Below are 22,832 nucleotides of genomic sequence, written 5' to 3'. Positions count from 1 at the left end.
CCTATTTGATAAAAAAACCAAATATCCCACAAGAACAGTATGTCTATTGGTTGATTAATATTCATCCCAACGGTAGCCAAGGCCATAAATTGAGCGAATAAAGGTTTTTTCGTTATCGAGAGATTCCAATTTACGGCGTAAATTTTTGACGTGGCTATCAATGGTACGATCAGTGACTACCCGGTGGTCGTCATATAAGATATCCAGTAGCTGATCACGAGAAAACACCATACCCGCATTATCAGACATAAATTTGAGTAACCGAAATTCAGCGGGTGTCAGTTCAAGTAACTGTGAGCCATAGCGTACTTGAAAGGCATTTTCATCAATAATTAGTTTGGTTTGATTATCATTATTCGTTTGGCTGTTGTACGCCGCCATATTTGGCTGGCAACGACGTAAAATGGTTTTGACACGAGCCACAACTTCTCGCGGGCTAAAGGGTTTACAAATATAGTCATCAGCCCCAATTTCTAACCCTAGCAAACGATCAATTTCTTCTGTTTTTGCGGTCACCATAATAATGGGAACATCACTAAATTTTCGCAATTCACGGCATACGGATATGCCGTCCATACCGGGCAACATTAAATCTAATAAAATAAGTGCAGGTTGATGCTGCTTAACATAATCGATGACTTCATCACCACGCGCAATTAATGCGGGTTGATAGTTTGCAGCGTGTAAATAGTCAAACAGCAGTTGGCCTAATTTGGGTTCATCTTCCACAACCAAAATAGGGGTATTACTCTGTTCAGCCATGATCATAACCCTTTATCTTTTAATTGAATCGGTAAATTAATGGTAATTTTGACACCACCTAATGATGACGGTGCCGCAGAAATTGTACCATGGTGAGCCTCAACAATATTATAGCAAATGGCCAGGCCTAAACCGGAACCACCACTGGCGCGATTACGAGAGCCTTCAGCGCGGTAAAAACGTTCAAATAAATGTTGGCATTGTTCAGCAGTAAGCCCTGGGGCGCTATCTTGCCAAATGATATTGAGCTGGTTTTGGTCTTGTGTGACTTGAACGTCAATTTTACCGTGTGGATCCGTATAGCGTAAGCTGTTTTCCATCAAATTATAGAACAACTGGGTGATGCGGTCAGGGTCTGCAAACACGTTGCCTTGTGCAATAAATTTTCGTTCAACCGAAAGTTGTTGGTCTTCTAACCGCCAGCGAGCTTGGCCTATTGCCATTTCAATTAAAGGAATGATATCGGTAAGTTGCATACGATAGACCAATGAGCCTCTATCCGATAACGAGAGCTGGTGGAGGTCATTAACCAGCTTAATTAAAGTTTGGGTTTCATTGAGTAGGGAATTAATTGTTTCGGGCGTGGCTTGGCGAACACCATCTTGCACCGCTTCTAACTCACCGCGTAAAACTGACAATGGGGTGCGGAGCTCATGGGATATATCCGCCATATAATCACGCCGCATTTGTTCGTTTTTTTCGAGGGTCGAGGCCAGATGGTTAAAATCTTTAGCCAGTTGCCCAAGTTCATCGCGGCCAGACTCAGGAACCCGTGTAGTGAAATCACCATTAGCGAGCTGATTTGTTCCTTCGAGCAAACGCTTGATGGGTCTTAAAAAGCTACGAGCAAGAAATAATGTGGCAATAAGGGCCACAAATAAAGACAGCCCAGCGATGATCCAGCTGGTGTACATTTGTTTGGTATCAAAACGGCGGTCAAGGGCACTGCTAATGCCCGTTTCATAGCTGGCAACAAGCCAGCCTACGGTATCACCACCGCTGGTAATAATGGGTTCACGCAAGACTTTACTAGGTAAAGGTGTGTCTTGCCCGAAAATGAGCCTGTTCTGTGTATCATAAACCCAAAAAGTTGTTCGCCAACGCTGGCGCATAGGACCGCGGTGTTGTTGATGCTCTACCGAGCGCAAAATACGAAAAAAAATGCGTTCATTACCAATCAGAAAACCCCAATTGCCCATCTCTTCATATTGTTCCGCAAGGGCGGAAGAAACCAGTTCTACACGCTGCTGGTCATTTTCTTTTATATAATCAATAAAGCCGTGTTGAAAGCTCATGCGTACGCCTTGGTGCATAATCAGCACTAGCAATAAGCATGTCGCAAAAATAGCCAGAAAGAGGCGAGTACTCACACTATTCAACCTAAGCTTCATGGTTATTCTCCGCGATTTTTTGCGTTAGTGACTTTTTGCGCTGCCAACGTTGCCTTAAGCTATCAAAACTTAAATACACAACAGGCGTGGTAAATAAAGTCAGCAATTGGCTCATTATTAAGCCACCGACAATGGTGATCCCGAGAGGTTGACGTAGTTCTGCTCCATCACCACTACCTAACATTAACGGTAACGCACCAAAAATAGCGGCGAGTGTCGTCATTAAAATAGGGCGAAAACGTAATAAACTGGCGCGGAAAATGGCTTCTTGAGCGGTTAAACCCGCTGTTCTTTGTGCTTGAATAGCAAAGTCCACCATAATAATGGCGTTCTTCTTGACGATCCCAATTAATAGCATGATGCCAATTAAGGCGATTAAACTAAATGGAGTGTCAAATAACTCAAGGGCTAATAATGCACCGACACCTGCAGAGGGAAGGGTTGATAAAATTGTCAGTGGGTGAATATAACTTTCATATAATATACCCAGAACCAAATAAACGGTCACAATGGCGGCTAAAATTAAAAACAATTGTGACTGTAAGGTTTCTTGGAATATTTGTGCCGTTCCTGCAAAAGTGCCTCTTACCGTCGATGGTACGCCAAGTGCAGTCATGGTTTTTTCAATTTCGACAATGGCATCATTTAAGGTATAGCCGTCCGCAACATTAAACGCGATAGTGGATGAAGCAGATAACCCTTGGTGATTTACGCTTAATGGGGCATTCGCCGGCTGCCAACGCGCAAAATACGACAGTGGGATAGCGTCTCCATCTTTGTTGATGACAAACATCTTATCGAGAGCACTGACATCTTGCGTATATTCAGGGGCAACTTCCATCACTACTTTATATTGGTTCATTGCCTCATAAATAGTGGAAACTTGGCGCTGACCAAATGCATTGTTGAGCAAGCTGTTGGCTTCACGGACATCGATACCTAGCTGGGCCATTAAGTCCCTATCGTAGGTGATAGCCATTTCTGCGCCTTTGTCTTCCTTATCCGAGTTCACGTCGGTCAGCTGTGGCAATTCACCGAGTGCTTTACGAATGGCGGGTTCCCAGTCACGCAATGCTGAAAGTTCATCTGCAAGCAGGGTAAACTGGTAACTGGCATTGGCCTGTCGACCTCCCACACGAATATCTTGTACTGGCATCATAAACAGGTTAGCCCCAGGCTCATTGGCTAATTTCATGCGTAACCGATTAATGACTTCAGCTGAACTTTCAGTACGTTCACCCAGTGGTTTTAATGAGATATACATAAAACCGCTGTTTACTCGGCTACCGCCAGTAAAACCGGTGACATTATCCGTCGCTGGGTCGGCTTTAACTTGCTGCATAAAACGGGTCATTTTTTCTTTCATTGACTGAAATGAAATACTTTGGTCTGCGCGAACAAAGCCCAGCACACGGCCGGTATCTTGTTCAGGAAAGAAAGTTTTTGGAACGGTAATATACAGATAAACGTTTAAGCCGATTGTGGCAAATAGCACCGCGAGAACACTACGGCGATGTTCGAGTACCCATTTTAAAGCGACGCCATAACTTTCTTGCAAGCGCAATAACACACGGCCAAACCCGCGATGCTTGGCTTTGACGTTGTGAGGGCGTTTCTTCAGTAAATAAGCACACATCATGGGGGTGAGCGTTAGCGAAATCACCAACGAAATACCGATAGCGGTTGCAAGGGTAATGGCAAACTCACGAAATAAGCGACCGACGAGCCCATCCATAAGCAGTAGCGGAATAAAAACAGCCACTAAGGAAATACTCATGGAAACGACGGTAAAGCCGACTTCATGCACGCCTTTAACCGCCGCAATAAACGGTTTTTTACCATTTTCGATATGACGCGAGATATTTTCCAATACGACAATCGCATCATCGACCACAAAGCCCGTCGCAACCGTTAATGCCATCAATGACAAGTTATTTAAACTAAAGCCACATAAATACATGGCCGTAAAAGTTCCAATCAATGAAACGGGGACGGCAATTGCAGGGATCAAAGTAGCGCGACCTGAACGTAAGAACAGCAGCACAACGAGGATCACCAAAGCAACGGCAATCAGCAAGGCGCGTTCCACTTCAGCTAAAGACGCACGGATGGTCGGTGTTCTGTCTTGTGCCACTTTTAAATCAATAGCGGCTGGGATCATGTCATTGAATTCAGGTAATTCATCACGAATTCGATTCACTGTCTCAATGATATTGGCACCCGCCTCGCGGCGAATAACAATCAAAATAGCCGGTTTACCGTCTGCCATACCGGCAGCGCGTACGTTTTCAATGGAATCTTTTACATTGGCGACATCGCTGAGCTTTACAGCATTACCTTGGCTATAATGAACAATAATCGGCCGATAATCGGCGGCTTTTTTTAATTCATCATTGGTCTGTACCTGATAACGTTTTTCATCATCATTGATGTAGCCTTGTGGTTGGCGAACGTTTGCACTACTAATGGCTGAGCGCACGGCATCAAGGGAAACCCCTTGATTAAATAGGGCGGTTGGGTTGAGTTCAACCCGAACTGCAGGGAGCGAACCTCCCCCCACTGAAACTTCACTAACCCCCTCAATCTGCGCAATTCGCTGGGCTAAACGCGTCGACGCTATATCATAAATTTCGCCAGTACCCATAGTATCTGAGGTCATGGTTAAGATCATAATTGGCGCATCAGACGGGTTTGACTTGTAATAACGTGGACGGCTTGGCATACCGCTGGGCAATAAGTTTTGTGCAGCATTAATCGCGGCTTGCACTTCACGTGCCGCGTTATTAATGTCTTTGTCGAGATTAAACTCAAGGGTAATAGTGGTTCGCCCAAGCGCACTGCTTGAGGTCATTTCGCTGATCCCCGCAATACTGCCTAAAGAGCGTTCAAGTGGCGTCGCAACCGAGGACGCCATGGTTTCGGGTGATGCGCCAGGAAGTGACGCTGTCACGTTGATCACAGGATAATCTACTTGAGGCAACGGAGAAACCGGTAAAAACAAAAAACTCAAGGCACCACACAAGGTAATCGCAACGCTGATAAGCGTGGTCGCTACCGGGCGGCTAATAAATAGAGCAAAGAAGCGCTTCATTATGACACCTGTGCCTTCTTCGCTTGGCGACGGTCTTTAAAGTAATGAGAAAGGCGGTCGAACAATAAATAAATCACTGGTGTGGTAAATAGGGTAAGGATTTGGCTCATAATTAAGCCGCCAACCATACAAATACCTAACGGTTGACGTAATTCTGCACCGACACCGGTACTTAACATTAATGGTAAGGCACCCAGCAATGCCGCCATGGTGGTCATTAAAATTGGGCGAAAACGCAGCAAGCATGCTTGGTAGATGGCATCATAAGGGGACATTCCCTGTTCACGCTCTGCAGCAAGGGCAAAGTCAATCATCATAATGGCATTCTTTTTCACGATACCAATTAATAAGATGATGCCGATGACCGCAATAACATCAAGGTCTTTCCCGGCCATCATTAAAGCGAGTAGTGCACCAACCCCGGCTGTCGGTAGGGTAGACAAAATAGTAATCGGGTGAATGAAACTCTCATATAAAATGCCCAATACGATATACATTGCCACAATTGCAGCTGCAATTAGCCAGATAGTACTGCTTAACGCAGCTTCAAAGGCTAAAGTCGCCCCTTGGAATTGCGTGGTAATGGATTTTGGCATAGCAATTTGTGATTCGGCCAATTTCACGGCATTGACGGCAGACTCAAGCGAAGCGCCATCCGCCACATTAAACGAAAAGGTCACTGCGGGAAATTGGTCGAGGTGATTAATGGCTAATGGCCCATTACCTTCTCGAATGTTCACTAAGGTGCTCAATGGGACAATGGCACCATCAGTTCCTTTTAGGCGGATATCATTCAGCGCATCCATACCATCACGGGTTTGTGTGTCATGTTCTAATATCACTCGATATTGATTTGACTGCGTATAGATAGTCGAAATCATTCGCTGCCCAAATGCATTATATAAAGCGTTATCAATGGCTGACATCGTGATACCAAAACGGCTTGCTGTATCGCGGTTCACATTCACATAAGCAACTAACCCTTTATTTTGCCAATCACTACTGACATCAGTGAGTTCAGGTTGTTGGTCTAGGGCGTCTAACAAGCGTGGAACCCAAGTGGTTAATTCCTCTAATGAACCGGCTTGTAAAGTGAATTGATACTGCGTTCGTGCCACTTGCGTATCGATGGTGAGATCTTGCATGGGTTGCAGATATAAATTCACCCCTGCAATGTTATCCACGGATTGTTGTAGACGGTCAATAATCGCCACAACCCTGTCTTCACGCTCATCAAGGGGTTTTAAGGTAATTTGTAAGCGCACATTGTTTAATGTTGGGTTGCTGCCATCAACTCCCACATAGGTGGTGACATTGTCGACCGCGGGATCGGCTAATAGTTTTGATGCGACTTCTTGCTGCTTTTGCGCCATTGCATCAAAAGAAATGGATTGACGGCTTTCAATTGAGCCTTGAATAATTCCACTATCTTGTAATGGGAAAAACCCTTTTGGGATCCACATATACAGCAAGACAGTCAGTACCATGGTGCCTAGCGCCACTGAAAGCGTTAACCATTGGTGGTTGAGAATACGTTTTAACCAAATTGCGTATCCAGCAACCATACGGTCAAAGAAACGCTCGCACGCTAACTCGAAACGATTATGCTTATGTTGTGATTCCGGTTTTAATAAACGCGCGCACATCATTGGCGTTAACGTCAAAGAGACGACCGCGGAAATCAAAATCGCCACAGCCAAGGTAATGGCAAATTCACGGAATAACCGACCGACAATATCCCCCATAAATAACAGCGGGATTAACACCGCAACCAAGGAAAAGGTAAGGGAGATAATGGTAAACCCGATTTCACCCGCCCCTTTGAGTGCAGCGACCAGAGGTTTATCGCCTTGTTCTAAGTAGCGGGAAATATTTTCAATCACCACTATCGCGTCATCGACCACAAAACCGGTGGCGATGGTTAAAGCCATTAGGGTGAGGTTATTGACAGAAAAACCGCAAAAATACATCACAGCAAAGGTACCAACGAGTGACAGTGGTACGGCAATGCCCGGTATCAAAGTGGCAATTCCATTGCGTAAAAACAAATAAATTACCATCACTACGAGGGCGATAGCTAACATTAACTCAAATTGTACATCATTAACGGAAGCACGAATGGTACTGGTTCTATCGGTTAAAATATCGACATTAACCGATTTAGGTAAACTTTCAATCAGTTCAGGCAGCAGGGAACGAATGGTATCAGTGGTTTCAATGACGTTAGCACCGGGCTGTCGTTGAACATTGATCACGATCGCTTGTTCATTATTAGCCCATGCCCCTAAATAGGCATTTTCAGCCCCTTGTGCAATCGTTGCAATATCGCCCAAACGCACTGGTGCCCCATTTTGGAAGGCCACAATAAGTTGACGATAGTCGTCAAGTGACTTCATTTGGTCGTTAGCAGACAGCGTTACCGCCCGCGTTGGGCCATCGAAACTCCCTTTTGCGGAGTTGACGTTCGCATTGTTAATGGCAAGGCGGATCGTTTCGCTATCTAATCCTTTGGCTGCCATGGCTTGCGGGTTGATATTCACGCGAACAGCAGGGCGCTGGCCGCCCGCTAAGGTGACTAAGCCCACCCCATTGACTTGGGATATTTTTTGGGCAATTCGCGTTTCAATAATATCCTGCACTTGCGTTAACGGCATCGCATCAGAGGTAACCGCTAAGGTGAGTACAGGCGGGTCAGCAGGGTTAACCTTATTATAAATAGGAGGATAGGGTAAGTCAGAAGGCAGTAAGCTACTGGCGGAATTAATCGCAGCTTGGACTTCCTGTTCCGCGACCTCTAAAGGTAACGTTAATTGGAACATTAACGTGATAACTGATGCTCCTCCTGAGCTTTGCGATGACATCTGTTTAAGACCTGACATTTGCCCAAACTGGGTTTCCAATGGGGCAGTCACCGCAGAGGTCATCACATCGGGGCTGGCTCCCGGGTAAAGGGTAACAACTTGGATCGTCGGGTAATCGACTTCGGGCAGGGCTGAAACAGGTAAGAAACGATAGCCGATGATCCCTGCAAGTAATATAGCCACCATGAATAATGTGGTAGCAACAGGGCGCAAAATAAATAAACGAGAAGGCCCACCGCCTTTTAACATTTCAGGCTGCATTACGCTTTCTCCGCGCTATTCGGTTTACCTTTGCGGGACTCTTTTTTGGCAATGCTTTCAGGGGTAACGACTTCAACCGTTGTGCCATCCGTGAGTTTATCAACACCATCGGTGATGACTTTGGTATTTGCAGCAAGTCCGCTTTCAATAACCACTTGTTGGCTGTCTTGCATACCCACAGTGACATTGTGTTTGCTGACTTTATTATCATCACTCAATATCCAGACATAATGGCCTTCATTGCCCATTTGCAGGGCAGCGGTTGGGATCACGACGGCATTTTGCAGCGTTTCAACTTGCATCTTCACGTTAACAAATTGATTTGGAAAAAGTTTTTCTTCTTCGTTAGTAAAGCGCGCTTTTATTTTAAGCGTGCCTGTTGCCGCATCAATTTGATTATCCGTACTGAGTAGCTCACCACTTGCGATAAGTGCGATATTGTTTCTGTCCCAAGCTTCAATCAACACTTTCTCACCAGAGGATTGGGCCTGCTGGATCGCGGGAATATCGCCTTCAGGTAACGCAAAAAGGACATTTGCAGGTTGAGTTTGCGTGATAACAACAAGAGGGGTTGAGGTCCCCGCAGAGATAAAGTTTCCGACATCCACTTGTTTTAAACCAACACGCCCTGAAATGGGGGCGGTAATTTTACTGTAGGTTAGCTGCAGTTTGGCGTTGTCGACGGCTGCTTGGTCGACTTTAATACTGCCTTGTGCCTGTAAGACCGCCGCTTTTTGGTTATCTAGCTCTTGTTGCGAAATCACTTTCGTGCCAGCAAGTTTTTGATAACGAACTAAATCTAATTGCGCATTCGCTAATGTTGCTTTGTCTTTAGCTAGTTGGCCTTCCGCTTGTGATAGCTGAACTTCAAATGGGCGGGGGTCAATCTGTGCCAATAAATCGCCCTTATTAACGTGTTGCCCTTCGGTAAAATACAACTGCATTAACTGGCCTTCAACACGGCTGGTTACGGTGACAACATTTGCAGCTTGTACTGTGCCTAAACCCGATAAAAAGCGTGGAACCACTTTTTGCTCAGCCACGGCAAACTGCACAGGGGCTAAAACACGCGGTGGGCGGCCCATCGCGCTTCGTTGTGAATTTGGTTTTGCTACAGCATTAGTAGATTGTGTATCTGATTGTTTTTCTTGATGATAAAAATACCAAGAGGCGCCAGCTGCCGCAATAATGGCAATAAAAATGGCAGAGCGAATAAAAGGTTTGCGTTGTTTTTGTTTATTCATTTTGGGTAATTCGCTTAACTCAAAAAAGTGGATGAGATCCATTAGACAGTATAATAAAAAACTAACAAAAAAGAGTCAGTTAGACATATTAGTAGTTTAACGTGATAGGTACAAAGAAAAATGGAGGAAATATGAATAAGTGTCAATTTTTGTACTTATCGACTTCTATGCTTGTAAAAGCGGGGGGAGGGGAAATTAACTGCTTTCCTGAAATAAGGTTTGCACCCTAATTAATAGGGTGCAATAGATTTTACAGACTAGAAGCGTTTAGGACTGCAGATTTTTCGCTTGAAGACTCAGAATTGACTGTCCAACCCTTCCAAGATAATGGGATAAAGGCTACGGCAACGGCTAATAATGAGACGCCAGCGACATAATAAGCCGGTGCCATGTGAGACTGCTGCAACCAAGCACCAGTCAATATTGGTGTTAAACCACCAAAAATTGCATAAGCCACATTGTAAGCGAATGACAGGCCAGAATAGCGAATTTCAGGTGGGAATGCGCGTGTACTGATAATCGGTGTGGTTGCAATCGCACCAACAAAGAAGCCCATTAATGCATAGTTAAAAATCAATATACTTGCAGCGATATCAGAGGATAATGACGAATAGAAATAAATTGCGGTTACGGCTAATCCGCCCCACGATAACGTCATTGATGTACGTGTGCCGGTTTTATCGCCTAACCAACCCCAGAAGATACAGCCTAATGTTAAGGTTAAAGTTGCTGCGCAGTTGGCTTGCAATGCAATATTACGGTCAATGTGATAGATCCCTTTTAACACGACGTCAGGTGTCATTAAAATAGTGACAACGATGGCTGTTGATAATGACCAGGTCAGCGCAGCGGTGATCATACAAGCTTGTTTATGGGATTTAATGACGGTTTTGACTGGCAACTCTTGTGACAAGGCCTTTTTGGCTGCCAGCTCTTTGAATATCGGAGTTTCTTGTAAAAAACGACGTAAATACACAGAGATAAACCCAAAAACACCACCAAGAATAAATGGAATACGCCATGCAAAATCATGGATCTCAGTTGTGGTATAAGAGCGCTCAATAATAATGGCAACGATAGAGCCTAATAAAATACCACCGGTGATCCCAGAAGTGAGTGTACCGACACCTAAGCCATAACGTTGTTTTGGTGTATGTTCTGCAATAAATACCCAGGCACCTGGCATTTCGCCACCAATCGCGGCACCTTGCATAATGCGCATTAACAGCAGTAATAATGGCGCTGCAGCACCAATGGTTTCAAACGTTGGTAAAAAACCAATGACAAATGTTGGGAATGCCATTAAGAAAATACTGAGGGTAAACATTTTCTTGCGGCCAATTTTATCCCCGAAGTGAGCCATGATAATGCCACCAAGAGGGCGAGCAAGGTAACCTGCTGCAAATAGACCCAGTGTTGCCATTAGCGCGAGAAATTCGTTATCCCCTGGGAAAAATAGTTGGGAAATAATTTTTGCGTAAAAAACAAAGATAACGAAGTCATAAAACTCAAGAGTTCCCCCTAAAGAGGATAAACCTAATGTTTTATAGTCTTCTTTGCCCAAAGGCCTCGCAGAGGGCTGGCTGGCGGTTTGCGGTGTCATTATAGTTTCCTTCTAACTACCTGAAATACTAAATTTACATAAATTAAAAATAACAAGTATTGGCTCATATTAATGAGCTAATGTTTATATTGGCACAGATAAGAGGTATAAAACGTTGGATGGGTATAACTTAGTTTAATACACAGTATCTTTTTTGCATGTGTATATTTATAGCAGGAAATTCTATATTCTGTAAACCTCAACCCCAAAAACAAGCTCAACATTCCAATTAGTTTGTTTTTATTGGTCTATTAGTTTGTCGCGATGATAAATAACCTTATATGATGTCAATAATATTAATTTTGCAGAATATCGTATATTTAAATTAGCTAGTTATAGTGTTAATTATATTTAATTTAATAAATTCTTACTGAATTACCGTAAACAAATATAACCTAATTATTTTTTATTATTATTAGTTTTATTAATCTAGATAAACTAAATAACTATGAATTTATTAAGTTAATAGATAAATAAAATGGCTGTTTGCGGAATTTTGGTTTTTTAGCTGGGTTTTGTTATTGGCGGGAGTGTTTTATAATTCGCACGCGCCCAACTGAAAAAAAAGGCGCGTGCAAAGCAAATTTAAACGAGGAAGAGAGTTGCTAAGCCAAGGAAAATAAAGAAACCGCCTGTGTCTGTGATAGCGGTGATCATCACACTTGAACCGATAGCAGGATCTTTGCCCATTTTCAGCATAATGAGAGGGATTAGCACCCCCATAATCGCGGCCATTAACAAGTTTAAAATCATCGCTAATGTCATGACTGCGCCCATCGCAATATCACCATATAGGAAATAGGTGACCACCCCCATTATTCCTCCCCAAACAACCCCATTAATAAAGGCGACGCCAAGCTCCCTTAACATTAAGAAAGAGAAACTGTTGTTTTGTATTTGGTGCAGGGCAATGGCACGAACAATCATGGTAATGGTTTGGTTCCCCGTATTACCGCCAATTCCGGCAACAATAGGCATTAATGTGGCTAAAGCGACTAATTGGGAAATGGTATCTTCAAAAACGCCAATCACACGAGAAGCGACAAAAGCGGTACATAAGTTAATGGCCAGCCATGTCCAACGGGTTTTAACGGCTTGGCCGACAGGGGCGAAAACGTCTTCTTCAGGGCTTAACCCCCCCATACGACGAATGCTGTTATCATTTTCTTCACTAATATTATCAACGATATCTTCAACCGTTAAGCGGCCCATTAGTAGGCCGCTGTTATCAACAACAGCCGCAGAAATTAAGTCATAACGTTCGAACGCACTCGCTGCATCTTCCCCTTTTTCATCCGGTAAGAAGGTGACAGTGTCAGTTTTCATCACATCAGCGACTATCTTTTCAGGGGATTGCGTTAAAATAGTGGTTAGTGGTAATTCACCTTGCAGATAATTATTGTTATCGACAACGAAAATTTTATCGGTTGCTTCTGGGATCTTGCCGCGTTGACGTAAATAACGTTGAACGGTCTTGAGCGTTACATTTGGACGTACCGTGACGAATTCAAAATCCATCATTTGGCCGACGCTATCTTTCGCATATTGTAAAACTTCGCGAATGCGGCTACGTAGGCTAGGCTCTAAATAAGTGAGGAGCCGCCGCATGGTGTCGCGAGGTAAATGCTCAGCAATATAGGCTTGTTCATCAACATGTAAGTTAGCAACTGCGCGAAGAAGCTCTCTGTCAGACATATCCTTAATTAGGCTATCCCAAACAGAAACAGAAGCTTCAACTAACACTTCACCACGCTCGTTATTATCAACTAGGCGCCATAATGCTAAACGCTCATCATAAGGAAGCATTTCTAAGATATCGGCGATATCTGCAGTATGTAAATCAAGTAGCAATTCTTTTACAAGACTAATTTTTTCACTAATTGCTTTGTCATCAATACTGACGTGTTGGTCATTTTCAACAAGCGCATGGACGAACTCTTCGTCATCTAAAAATAGCGTCAGGATTTGCTGACGAATATGCGCCAGTTTTTGAGAATGCGGGTTGACTGTTGGCAACGCATCGGTTGAGAAAGCAGATTGTGACATTTTAATCCTTAAAGCAATAGCAGCGCAAAAGCGCTTTTTATGAATTCGTCTGCGAGCGGACGAAATTTATTATCATTATTGTCGCCTATTTAAATAATATATCAAATAGTTGAGTCAAATAAGCGGTGATCTTAAAGTCATCAATGATGAATAATAAGAATAAATCACTACAATAATGGCCGCAACTCACTCATTTTCTGCGCAAATAGTCAACGACCAACCGGGAACATCTTCCCAATAGCCACTCTCTTTTTCTAAATCTAATAACATCAATGCATTTTGCGCGAGATATTCAGATGGTAAATAGAGAGTCCAGTGCCCATCATCCGTTTCTATTCGTAATGAAGAGGGGATCGTTGTAGATTGGCGTTGATTATTTAACAAAATGGCTAGCCGCAAAATTTGAATAAGCGGCATAAATTGTTTTCTTTTAAATAAGTTAAATTTAGGGATATCGTCATACTTGATAGCCCTTCGATGGTTACGCACCAATGTTGCAAGTAATAATTGCTGTTCTTGGTTGAAACCCGGTAAATTGGTATTTTGCAATATATAAGCAGAATGGCGGTGCATACCGCTATGATTAATGCTTAAGCCAACTTCATGGAGCATAACTGCCCATATTAAAATGGATTCCAGCTGGGGATTGAGCTGCTTGGGGTTTTGTTGCCCCCACTGGAAATAAAGCTCTTCCATCGTTTTTAATACGCGTTTAGCTTGCTCTCTGTCGATATTATAATGTTCAGCAAGGCTTAATGCAGTACGCTGGCGGATATCTTGGTGGCGAAAGCGGCCTTCCATTTCATATAAAACGCCTTCACGTAATGCGCCGTCAGATAAACGTAACTCTTTAATTTCTAAGGAATCAAATACAGCAAGTAAAATGGCTAAACCAGGAACAAATACGCGTTTACGTTCGTTAGATAGACCTAATATATTCAACGAGCTAAATGACTTATATTTTAATGCCATTTGCTTGATTTCGATAAGGCGTTCCCGAGTGATAATGCCGTCTTTATAGCCTAATTCTTGTATCACACCATGGGCGGCTTTGATAGTACCAGAAGCGCCCATTGCGACGTCCCATGTTTGTTTTTTAAATAAAATTGCGGTGCTTTCTAATTTTAAGCAAGCCCCTAGATAAGCGCGACTAAAAAATTCAGGGGTAATTTCTTCATTTGGAAAATAAGTACGGGCAAAACTCACACAGCCCATTCGACGACTTTCAATCAAAAGAGGCTCAAATTTTTCACCAATGACTAATTCTGTTGAACCACCACCGATATCGAGAACCAATTTACGGCCTTTTTCGGGTTGAGTGTGTTCAACCCCCATAAAAATCAAGCGAGCTTCTTCTTGGCCTGAAATGATTTCAATCGGGTAAGGGATGATTTCTTTAGCGCGTTGCAGAAACTGTTTTACATTAGTCGCCACCCGTAATGAGTGAGTCCCAACAATACACACGTTCTCAGGGGAAAAACCTTGTAACCGTTCGGCAAACAACGCGAGGCAGGCAAGCCCACGCTCCATGGCTTCTTCGCTTAGTTCATTCGTGTCACTCAGGCCATCAGCGAGGTGAACACGCTTTTTTAAACGAGTGAGAACTTGCAATGCACCGTTGACAATACGGGCAATGACCATATGAAAACTATTTGAGCCTAAATCTATAGCCGCAATTTCTTGTGGTCTCGGTGTTGATGCGTTGGTTATTGGCATATTTTTAAGCTCTTGTATCAGGTGTTTCGATTGATTTTAAATAATCATACACAGCAAGTTGGGCCTGAATTTTACGTTTATTTCCGCGGGGAACATAATGATTACTTAAATCTTTGTCAACATAACGTGCTTTTACGGTATCGCTAAATTGCAGCTCTAAAATATCCAACACCCGTTGTTTTAAATGTGGGTCGACTAAGCTAACGGCAACTTCAATGCGGTAGTCAATATTGCGCGTCATCCAGTCAGCGGAGGAAATAAAGACTTTTTCGTCACCTGCATTGGTGAAAACATAGACACGGTCATGCTCAAGGAAGCGGTCAACAATACTGGTTACTTGAATATTTTCACTGTAGCCAGCTTGACCTGCCACTAAAGAGCACATCCCCCTGACTAACAAACGAATTTTGACACCCGCATTGGAGGCATCATACAGTTTGTCAATTAACTCTTTATCGACTAAATTATTGATTTTTAATGTGATGCCACTGGGCCGCTCAGCGAGCGCATTTTCGATTTCTTGGTCAATTAAGGCCATCAAACGGATCCGTGTATTTTGTGGGGACACCATTAAATTATCAAAAGTCACTGGGCGGTATGGGTTTTCAATAAAGCTAAATACCCGACGAACTTCGTTGGTGATCAGCTCATTTGCAGTGAGTAGGGAGTAATCGGTATAAAGCCGAGCGGTTTTTTCGTTAAAATTACCCGTACCAATATGGGCATAGCGAACGATTTGGCCTTCTTCCATACGTGAAATAATAAATAATTTTGCATGGATTTTAAGCCCTGGCGCGGAGAAAATAACATGCACGCCGGCTTCGGTTAACCGTTTAGCCCAATGAATATTGGCGGCTTCATCAAACCGTGCTTGTAACTCAACGACCACCGTGACTTTTTTTCCATTATGGGCGGCATGAATGACAGAGTCGATAATGCGAGAGTCTTTCGCGACACGGTAAATATTAATTTTAATCGACAAGACATTCGGGTCAAAAGACGCTTGTCGTAATAACTCTAAAGTATGCTCAAAGGTATAGTAGGGATAATACAGCAGCACATCACGTTCACGAATGGCATCGAAACCGTTACGGAAATTATCAAACCAACGATGACGCAGCCTTGGTAATGGCTTGTTTAATAAATTTTTATTTCCCTCATTCGGGAAGTTAATAAAATCTTTAAAATTGTGGTAGCGACCGCCAGCAATCACGGAGTCATCACTGGATAACCCCAGTTTTTCACGTAAAAGAGCAACCATTTCGTCAGGCATATCACGTTGATAGACAAAACGTACAGGCTCTGCGGTTAAACGCTGTTTTAATGTGGATGACATTATCTCAAGTAAGCTCGATTCCATCTCTGTTGCGATGTCGTACTCCGCATCACGCGTCATTTTCATCGAATAGGCATTGAGCTTATCGTAATCAAAGAAGCCTTTGAAAATTTCATCCAGTGTATAGCGAAGGATATTGTCAATTAAAATCATTGACTTGCGACGCTTTGGCATTTCAGGCGGTAGGTTAACAAACCGAGGCACTTTATCGGAAGGAATTTCCAACAGTGCATATTGAATTTGGTTACCATTGATGATTTCAACAGCAAGATACGTGTAGTCATCTTTTAGGAATTCAACGAGATTGGTATCAGGATTAATTAATATTGGCGTAATATGCTGACGCAGATTCTGCCGAAAATATTGACGTAACCAAATCTGTTGGCGTGGAGAAATTTGCCGTTCGTTAATCAAGAATATTTGATTACGCGCCATTTCCAATAGTAAGTCATTGTAGAGAATATCGAATTCTTGTTCTTGTTTGGCAACTCTTGATTGAATTTTTTTTAATAAATGGCGAGCACCGCTTGCCGAACCGCGTTCTTCATTAATTAAAATACGGCGTTTGACGTCGGCGAAGCGGACTTTATAAAATTCGTCTAGATTATTGGAATAAATCCCCAAAAAACGCATTCGTTCAATAAGAGGGTTACGCTTGTCGGCTGCTTCTTGTAAAACACGCTCGTTAAAAGACAGCCAGCTTAACTCTTTTTCATGATAGAGACGTTCTTGGGACATTCTAACTCCGTATTAGACTCTTATTACTTTATGGCTATGATACCAGTCAGTTAGCTAAATGTGTTGTTTAATTGCTTTATCTTGGCTAATAACACTTTCTGGATTGGCAGATTGCTGCTTCATCGTAAAATATTGTTGTTGAAAAATACACATACGGATAGCGGTGTGATAACGGCCATTGACAAAAAACTCGTCGATCAGTTCGCCTTCAGTATGGAAGCCTAGTTTATTATAAATATGGATAGCTTTGACATTTTCTTTATCAACAATAAGATAAAGTTTATATAAGTTTAATACAGAAAACGCGTAGTCCATTGCTAATTTTGCAGCGCGACTCGCATAGCCATGACCTTGATGTCTTGGTGCAATGATAATCTGAAATTCAGAGCGTCGGTGAATATAGTCAATCTCGACCAATTCGACTAGGCCAACTTTTTCGCTGTCGTTCTCGACAATAAAGCGGCGCTCAGACTGGTCATGAATATGTTTATCGTAAAGATCGCTTAACTCAACAAAAGCTTCGTAAGGTTCTTCAAACCAATAACGCATAACACTGGCATTATTATCAAGCTGGTGAATGAAAGCTAAATCTTCACGTTCAAGTGGGCGCAACCTAAACGGATGAACTTGCCCGGTAGTCATAAAAATACCTCTATTTAGTTAGGAAAAATGTTTTGTTCTTCGAAGCTAAGGATAACATTTATTTACGATAAAATAATGACATAGCACAGAGAGATTATCACCTTGTTGAAAAATAATTCATTTTACTTAGGGGGAAGCGGTTTAACTCAATACTGCTCTATGTTATTCCATGTGAAATACGACGAAAAAAGGGTGGAGATCCACCCTTAAAATGCGATTTCGCGTATCACGAATATTATTCGTTAGCGTAACCTTGTTGCGGTAAAATATTATTATCTAACAAAGCCTTACCGTTATCCATCACTAATCGGCCACTGATGAACCACTCAACGACTAATGGATAAATCGCATGTTCTTGGGTTTTTATCCGCTCGATAATATCGTCTTCGTTATCTTGTTCAAAGATAGGCACTCTAGCTTGTAAAATCACAGGCCCGCCATCGAGTTCTTCAGTAACGAAATGAACGGATGTACCATGTTCTTTATCTCCATTTTCCAATGCTTTACGGTGTGTGTGTAAACCAGGATATTTAGGTAACAAAGAAGGATGGATGTTGAGTAATTTCCCCGCAAAGTGGTTGACGAATTGGGCTGATAAAATGCGCATAAAACCGGCTAATACGACTAAATCGGGCTGAAACTGGTCAACATATGCGAGTAAGGCGGCATCATAGGCTTGGCGGTCTGCATACTGTTTCGCATCTAAATAACAGGCTGGGATCCCAGCCTGTTGTGCTCGAATAAGGCCATAAGCATTTTCTTGATTGCTAATGACCGCAACAATTTGAGCGCCGATTGCCCCTGAGTGGCAGTTATCAATCAATGATTGCAAATTACTGCCACTGCCAGAAATGAGGACAACAATTTTTTTCATTAGCGGATCACAACCTGCTCTTCACCCGCGGGTAATGTGCCAATGGTACCGATTTGCCATGCGTTTTCACCAAGTTTGTTCAGCAGAGCAAGCGCATTTGCCACTTCCTGTTGTGGTAGCGCAATAACAATACCGACTCCACAGTTGAAGGTACGGTACATTTCGTGAGTGCTCACATCGCCAGCTTGCTGTAACCAGTTAAAGACAGCAGGCCATTGCCAGCTGCTACCGTCAATAATTGCTTGTGTGTTGTCAGGCAGTACGCGAGGAATATTCTCCCAGAACCCGCCACCCGTAATGTGTGCAATGGCATGGATATCGCTGTTTGCGATCAGCTCTAATACATTTTTAACGTAAATACGTGTTGGTTCTAATAAATGGTCAGCTAAAGGTTTCCCATCTAATTGCGTTTTTTCTGGGTTGGTTTGACTGACTTCGAGGATCTTGCGAACCAGCGAATAACCATTTGAATGCGGGCCGCTAGACGCTAAAGCAATTAAAGCATCTCCAGCACTCACTTTGCTGCCATCGATGATTTCTGAGCGCTCGACAACGCCAACACAGAAACCAGCAACATCGTAGTCTTCTCCATGGTACATCCCCGGCATTTCAGCGGTTTCACCACCAACTAACGCGCAACCCGATTGTTTACAACCTTCAGCGATACCCGTAATCACACTCGCAGCGGTATCAACATCCAGTTTACCTGTTGCGTAATAATCAAGAAAGAACAGAGGCTCTGCACCTTGAACGATCAAATCATTGACACACATAGCGACAAGGTCAATCCCAATGGAGTCATGACGTTTTAAATCCATTGCTAAGCGTAATTTTGTACCGACACCGTCAGTGCCTGAAACTAAAACAGGCTCACGGTATTTTTGTGGCAGGGAACATAATGCACCGAATCCCCCAAGCCCGCCCATCACTTCAGGGCGGCGGGTTTCTTTTACGACACCTTTAATACGTTCAACCAAGGCGTTACCCGCATCAATATCAACACCGGCATCTTTATAGCTGAGAGAGGTTTTATCAGTCACTACGGCCCCCAAGGCAATTACATTTTTGAGAAAAATAACATCATTGACATTATTCTAACAGGCTAGGCAAACGTTTGCGATAGCTTTGTGTTGGAAATTTTTTTAGTACTCGCGATCAAAAAAGAGGATTGCTAAGTCGTCGTACAGCAAAATAATAAATGATTTTATTTAAATCAAATTTGCGGTTTAGCCAATTTCAACTTAACTGAGATAAGGTATGATCCTAGAAAAAATTGTGTTAATCGCTGTTGTTTTGACCAAAATCAAGTGTTATCTAGTGGCAACCAAAGCTAAAAGAGGTATAATCCGGCGATTTTTTTGTCCGCCGCCGTCTTAAATAGTAGGAGAAACCCATGAAGATCGTTGAGGTAAAACACCCTCTCGTTAAACATAAACTCGGCCTGATGCGAGATCATGATATAAGCACTAAACGCTTTCGTGAACTGGCCTCAGAGGTTGGTAGCCTACTGACTTATGAAGCAACTGCTGACCTTGAAACTGAAAAAGTGACTATCGATGGTTGGTGTGGTCCTGTAGAAATAGAACAAATTAAAGGTAAGAAAATCACTGTAGTACCCATTCTCCGTGCTGGGATTGGTATGATGAATGGTGTATTAGATAGTATTCCAAGTGCACGTATTAGTGTGGTAGGTGTTTATCGTGATGAAGAAACACTTCAGCCTGTTCCTTATTTCCAAAAACTCGCCTCTAACATTGAAGAACGTATGGCATTAGTCGTTGACCCAATGTTAGCAACGGGTGGCTCAATGATTGCTACCATTGATTTGTTAAAAAATGCGGGTTGTACCTCGATTAAAATCTTAGTCCTTGTTGCAGCGCCAGAAGGTTTAAAAGCGTTAGAAGCTGCGCATCCAGATGTTGAATTATACACCGCTTCAATTGATGAGTATTTAAATGAAGAGGGGTATATCGTTCCGGGTCTCGGTGACGCGGGCGACAAGATATTTGGTACTAAATAATGATAAGCCGACTGAGAAGTCGGCTTTTTTTTGATTAATTGTAGAGACTCACTGCTTACTCAGTGATTAGCCACTTCGCTAAAAGAGGATAAAGTCACATGACTCGTCGCACCATCAGTGTTGAAGAAAGACCGCCATTATTACAAACTATCCCACTGAGCCTTCAACATCTGTTTGCTATGTTTGGCGCAACCGTTATCGTACCCATTCTGTTTGGTGTAAACCCCGCGACAATTTTGCTGTTTAATGGAATAGGGACGCTGCTGTATCTATTTATTTGTAAAGGGCAGATCCCAGCTTATTTAGGTTCAAGCTTTGCATTCATTTCCCCTGTGTTGATTTTATTACCATTAGGTTATGAGCTGGCGCTCGGCGGCTTTATTATTTGTGGTGTGTTGTTCTGTATCGTTGCATTGATTGTTAAAGTTGCGGGAAGAGGGTGGATCAACGTGATGTTTCCCCCAGCGGCAATGGGAGCAATTGTGGCTGTGATCGGTTTAGAGCTTGCTCAAACCGCTGCAGGTATGGCTGGGCTTTTACCTAAAGATGGTGCAGTGGTTGATTCAAATACGTTAATTATCTCCTTGACGACGTTATCGGTCACTATTCTTTGCGCTGTCGTTTTCCGTGGGTTTTTATCTATAATCCCGATTTTGATTGGCTTTTTAGCGGGTTATGCATTGTCCTATTTTATGGGTATTGTGGATTTCACCCCTGTCATTGAAGCCCCATGGTTTGCTATCCCGACATTTTATACACCACGTTTCGAATGGTTTGCCATTTTAACTATTTTACCTGCGGCTCTAGTGGTAATTGCTGAGCACGTAGGGCACTTAGTGGTCACTGCGAATATTGTTGAACGTGACTTAATGAAATCGCCAGGTTTACATCGCTCAATGTTTGCCAATGGGTTCTCTACAGTGATTTCAGGTTTCTTTGGCTCAACACCGAATACGACTTATGGTGAAAACATTGGGGTAATGGCAATTACCAAGGTATACAGTACTTGGGTGATTGGTGGCGCTGCAATTATCGCCATTTTATTATCTTGTGTCGGTAAGTTAGCCGCGGCTATTCAATTAGTGCCGGTTCCTGTAATGGGCGGGGTTTCACTCTTATTATACGGGGTGATTGGTGCATCAGGTATTCGCGTATTGATTGATTCAAAAGTCGATTATAACAAGCCACAGAATTTGATTTTAACCTCAGTGATTTTAATTATTGGTGTCAGTGGTGCGGTTATCCATATAGGTCAAGCTGAACTCAAGGGTATGGCGTTGGCAACGATAGTCGGGATCTTTATGGCATTATTGTTCCGCTTTATTACGTTTGTTAGGCCTGAAAAGCAGTTTGTGACATCTGAAGTGCAAGAGCTTGATAGCAATAAAAAATAAGCCATGTGACTTTCCTTATTGCCGTTCGGTTGTTCGAGCGGCATTTGGTCACCGTTCTTATTCATCTATCCGTATTTTTTATGGTAAACTGCGAGATGAAAATTGATTTGTACAGCCAGAGGCGCTTCTGAACACACCATCACAGCTTTCATTACCACTATATCTGCCAGATGATGAAACCTTTGCAAGCTTTTATGCAGGGGAAAATGGGGCGTTGCTGTCTGCTATTCAGTCTGCTATTAATCAACCACACGGTAGTTATATCTATTATTGGTCGCGAGAAGGTGGTGGAAAAAGCCATTTATTGCATGCGGCTTGTGCTGAACTGTCTGAACAAGGCATCGCAGTAGGCTATGTCCCTTTAGATAAACGTGCATATTTTGTCCCTGAAGTACTAGACGGGATGGAGCATTTATCACTCGTTTGTATTGATAACATTCAGTGTATTGCGGGTGATGAAGAGTGGGAAATGGCGATTTTCAATCTATATAATCGTATTTTGGAAATTGGCCGAACTTGTTTATTAATCACTGGGGATAGGCCACCTCGGCAAATCGAACTGAAATTACCTGATTTAGCCTCTCGCCTTGATTGGGGGCAAATTTATAAACTGCATCCACTCAGTGATGAAGATAAGATTTGGGCTCTTCAATTACGCGCTCGTATTCGTGGTTTCGAATTACCGGAAGATGTGTGCCGTTTCGTATTAAAACGCTTAGATAGAAAAATGGGAACCTTGTTTGATATCTTAAACAAACTTGACCACGCATCCATCGTTGCTCAGCGCAAATTAACGATCCCTTTCGTAAAAGATATTCTAAAACTTTAGCGGGCTAAGCGAGTTGGCAGCTGT

At 42.8% G+C, this 22,832-nt stretch carries 14 protein-coding genes and 1 pseudogene; 3 read left to right on the top strand and 12 right to left on the bottom strand.

The annotated features are described in order from the left end of the window. Positions 1-54 precede the first annotated feature (54 nt). From baeR to purM, 12 genes and pseudogenes are all read right to left on the bottom strand, one after another. A complete protein-coding gene (gene baeR, locus M1E86_RS10730; RefSeq protein WP_213912611.1) occupies positions 55-768 on the bottom strand; it encodes a two-component system response regulator BaeR in 714 nt (237 codons plus the stop codon). Next, positions 765-2,153: a two-component system sensor histidine kinase BaeS gene (baeS, locus tag M1E86_RS10725; RefSeq protein WP_213912612.1), complete on the bottom strand. Its 1,389-nt coding sequence runs from the start codon at positions 2,151-2,153 to the stop codon at positions 765-767. The genes baeR and baeS overlap by 4 nt, the downstream gene beginning before the upstream one ends. Continuing rightward, a complete protein-coding gene (gene mdtC, locus M1E86_RS10720) occupies positions 2,143-5,244 on the bottom strand; it encodes a multidrug efflux RND transporter permease subunit MdtC (protein WP_213912613.1) in 3,102 nt (1,033 codons plus the stop codon). The genes baeS and mdtC overlap by 11 nt, the downstream gene beginning before the upstream one ends. After that, entirely contained in the window at positions 5,244-8,366 is a 3,123-nt protein-coding gene (locus M1E86_RS10715) for an MdtB/MuxB family multidrug efflux RND transporter permease subunit (RefSeq protein WP_213912614.1), read from the bottom strand. Before M1E86_RS10715 ends, mdtC begins: the two co-directional genes overlap by 1 nt. After that, entirely contained in the window at positions 8,366-9,610 is a 1,245-nt protein-coding gene (locus M1E86_RS10710; protein WP_213912615.1) for an MdtA/MuxA family multidrug efflux RND transporter periplasmic adaptor subunit, read from the bottom strand. The genes M1E86_RS10715 and M1E86_RS10710 overlap by 1 nt, the downstream gene beginning before the upstream one ends. Before the next feature lie 250 nt (positions 9,611-9,860). Beyond that, positions 9,861-11,213 carry an MFS transporter gene (locus tag M1E86_RS10705; RefSeq protein ID WP_319863236.1) on the bottom strand — a complete coding sequence of 451 codons (1,353 nt, stop codon included), beginning with the start codon at positions 11,211-11,213 and terminating at the stop codon, positions 9,861-9,863. Positions 11,214-11,798: 585 nt separating this feature from the next. Next, a pseudogene (gene mgtE / locus M1E86_RS10700) lies at positions 11,799-13,085 on the bottom strand (magnesium transporter); the annotation flags it as partial. Between the two features lie 360 nt (positions 13,086-13,445). After that, a complete protein-coding gene (locus tag M1E86_RS10695) occupies positions 13,446-14,975 on the bottom strand; it encodes an exopolyphosphatase (protein ID WP_213912617.1) in 1,530 nt (509 codons plus the stop codon). Positions 14,976-14,979: 4 nt separating this feature from the next. Continuing rightward, on the bottom strand, positions 14,980-17,049 hold the full coding sequence (ppk1, locus tag M1E86_RS10690; protein ID WP_125891141.1) for a polyphosphate kinase 1: 2,070 nt from the start codon (positions 17,047-17,049) through the stop codon (positions 14,980-14,982). A 54-nt stretch (positions 17,050-17,103) separates the two neighbouring features. Then, positions 17,104-17,691 carry a spermidine N1-acetyltransferase gene (gene speG, locus M1E86_RS10685; RefSeq protein WP_125891140.1) on the bottom strand — a complete coding sequence of 196 codons (588 nt, stop codon included), beginning with the start codon at positions 17,689-17,691 and terminating at the stop codon, positions 17,104-17,106. 235 nt (positions 17,692-17,926) lie between these two features. Next, complete coding sequence (gene purN, locus M1E86_RS10680; RefSeq protein ID WP_213912618.1) at positions 17,927-18,565, bottom strand: phosphoribosylglycinamide formyltransferase; 639 nt, start codon at positions 18,563-18,565, stop codon at positions 17,927-17,929. Continuing rightward, positions 18,565-19,605, bottom strand: a complete 1,041-nt coding sequence (gene purM / locus M1E86_RS10675) for a phosphoribosylformylglycinamidine cyclo-ligase (protein ID WP_426099084.1) — start codon at positions 19,603-19,605, stop codon at positions 18,565-18,567. The genes purN and purM overlap by 1 nt, the downstream gene beginning before the upstream one ends. 353 nt (positions 19,606-19,958) lie before the next feature. Here purM and upp point away from each other — a divergent pair, with 353 nt between their 5' ends. The 3 genes from upp to hda all read left to right on the top strand — a co-directional run bounded on the left by upp (position 19,959) and on the right by hda (position 22,808). After that, positions 19,959-20,585, top strand: a complete 627-nt coding sequence (gene upp / locus M1E86_RS10670; protein ID WP_004253541.1) for a uracil phosphoribosyltransferase — start codon at positions 19,959-19,961, stop codon at positions 20,583-20,585. A 98-nt stretch (positions 20,586-20,683) separates the two neighbouring features. Next, on the top strand, positions 20,684-21,979 hold the full coding sequence (gene uraA, locus M1E86_RS10665) for a uracil permease (RefSeq protein ID WP_004253542.1): 1,296 nt from the start codon (positions 20,684-20,686) through the stop codon (positions 21,977-21,979). 127 nt (positions 21,980-22,106) lie between these two features. Then, positions 22,107-22,808, top strand: a complete 702-nt coding sequence (gene hda, locus M1E86_RS10660; protein ID WP_036957653.1) for a DnaA inactivator Hda — start codon at positions 22,107-22,109, stop codon at positions 22,806-22,808. Positions 22,809-22,832: the final 24 nt, after the last annotated feature.

This window comes from Providencia sp. PROV200 (assembly GCF_049901995.1).
In the GTDB taxonomy this organism is placed as follows: domain Bacteria; phylum Pseudomonadota; class Gammaproteobacteria; order Enterobacterales; family Enterobacteriaceae; genus Providencia; species Providencia rettgeri_E.
The sequence above is the reverse complement of the archived record's forward strand: the minus strand, read 5'-3'. Positions and strand labels throughout refer to the sequence as shown.

Excerpts from the sequence above, each read along its gene's own strand:
- baeR (WP_213912611.1), bottom strand. The coding sequence starts at position 768 with ATGATCATGGCTGAACAGAGTAATACCCCTATTTTGGTTGTGGAAGAT.
- baeS (WP_213912612.1), bottom strand. The coding sequence starts at position 2,153 with ATGAAGCTTAGGTTGAATAGTGTGAGTACTCGCCTCTTTCTGGCTATT.
- mdtC (WP_213912613.1), bottom strand. The coding sequence starts at position 5,244 with ATGAAGCGCTTCTTTGCTCTATTTATTAGCCGCCCGGTAGCGACCACG.
- M1E86_RS10715 (WP_213912614.1), bottom strand. The coding sequence starts at position 8,366 with ATGCAGCCTGAAATGTTAAAAGGCGGTGGGCCTTCTCGTTTATTTATT.
- M1E86_RS10710 (WP_213912615.1), bottom strand. The coding sequence starts at position 9,610 with ATGAATAAACAAAAACAACGCAAACCTTTTATTCGCTCTGCCATTTTT.
- M1E86_RS10705 (WP_319863236.1), bottom strand. The coding sequence starts at position 11,213 with ATGACACCGCAAACCGCCAGCCAGCCCTCTGCGAGGCCTTTGGGCAAA.
- M1E86_RS10695 (WP_213912617.1), bottom strand. The coding sequence starts at position 14,975 with ATGCCAATAACCAACGCATCAACACCGAGACCACAAGAAATTGCGGCT.
- ppk1 (WP_125891141.1), bottom strand. The coding sequence starts at position 17,049 with ATGTCCCAAGAACGTCTCTATCATGAAAAAGAGTTAAGCTGGCTGTCT.
- speG (WP_125891140.1), bottom strand. The coding sequence starts at position 17,691 with ATGACTACCGGGCAAGTTCATCCGTTTAGGTTGCGCCCACTTGAACGT.
- purN (WP_213912618.1), bottom strand. The coding sequence starts at position 18,565 with ATGAAAAAAATTGTTGTCCTCATTTCTGGCAGTGGCAGTAATTTGCAA.
- upp (WP_004253541.1), top strand. The coding sequence starts at position 19,959 with ATGAAGATCGTTGAGGTAAAACACCCTCTCGTTAAACATAAACTCGGC.
- uraA (WP_004253542.1), top strand. The coding sequence starts at position 20,684 with ATGACTCGTCGCACCATCAGTGTTGAAGAAAGACCGCCATTATTACAA.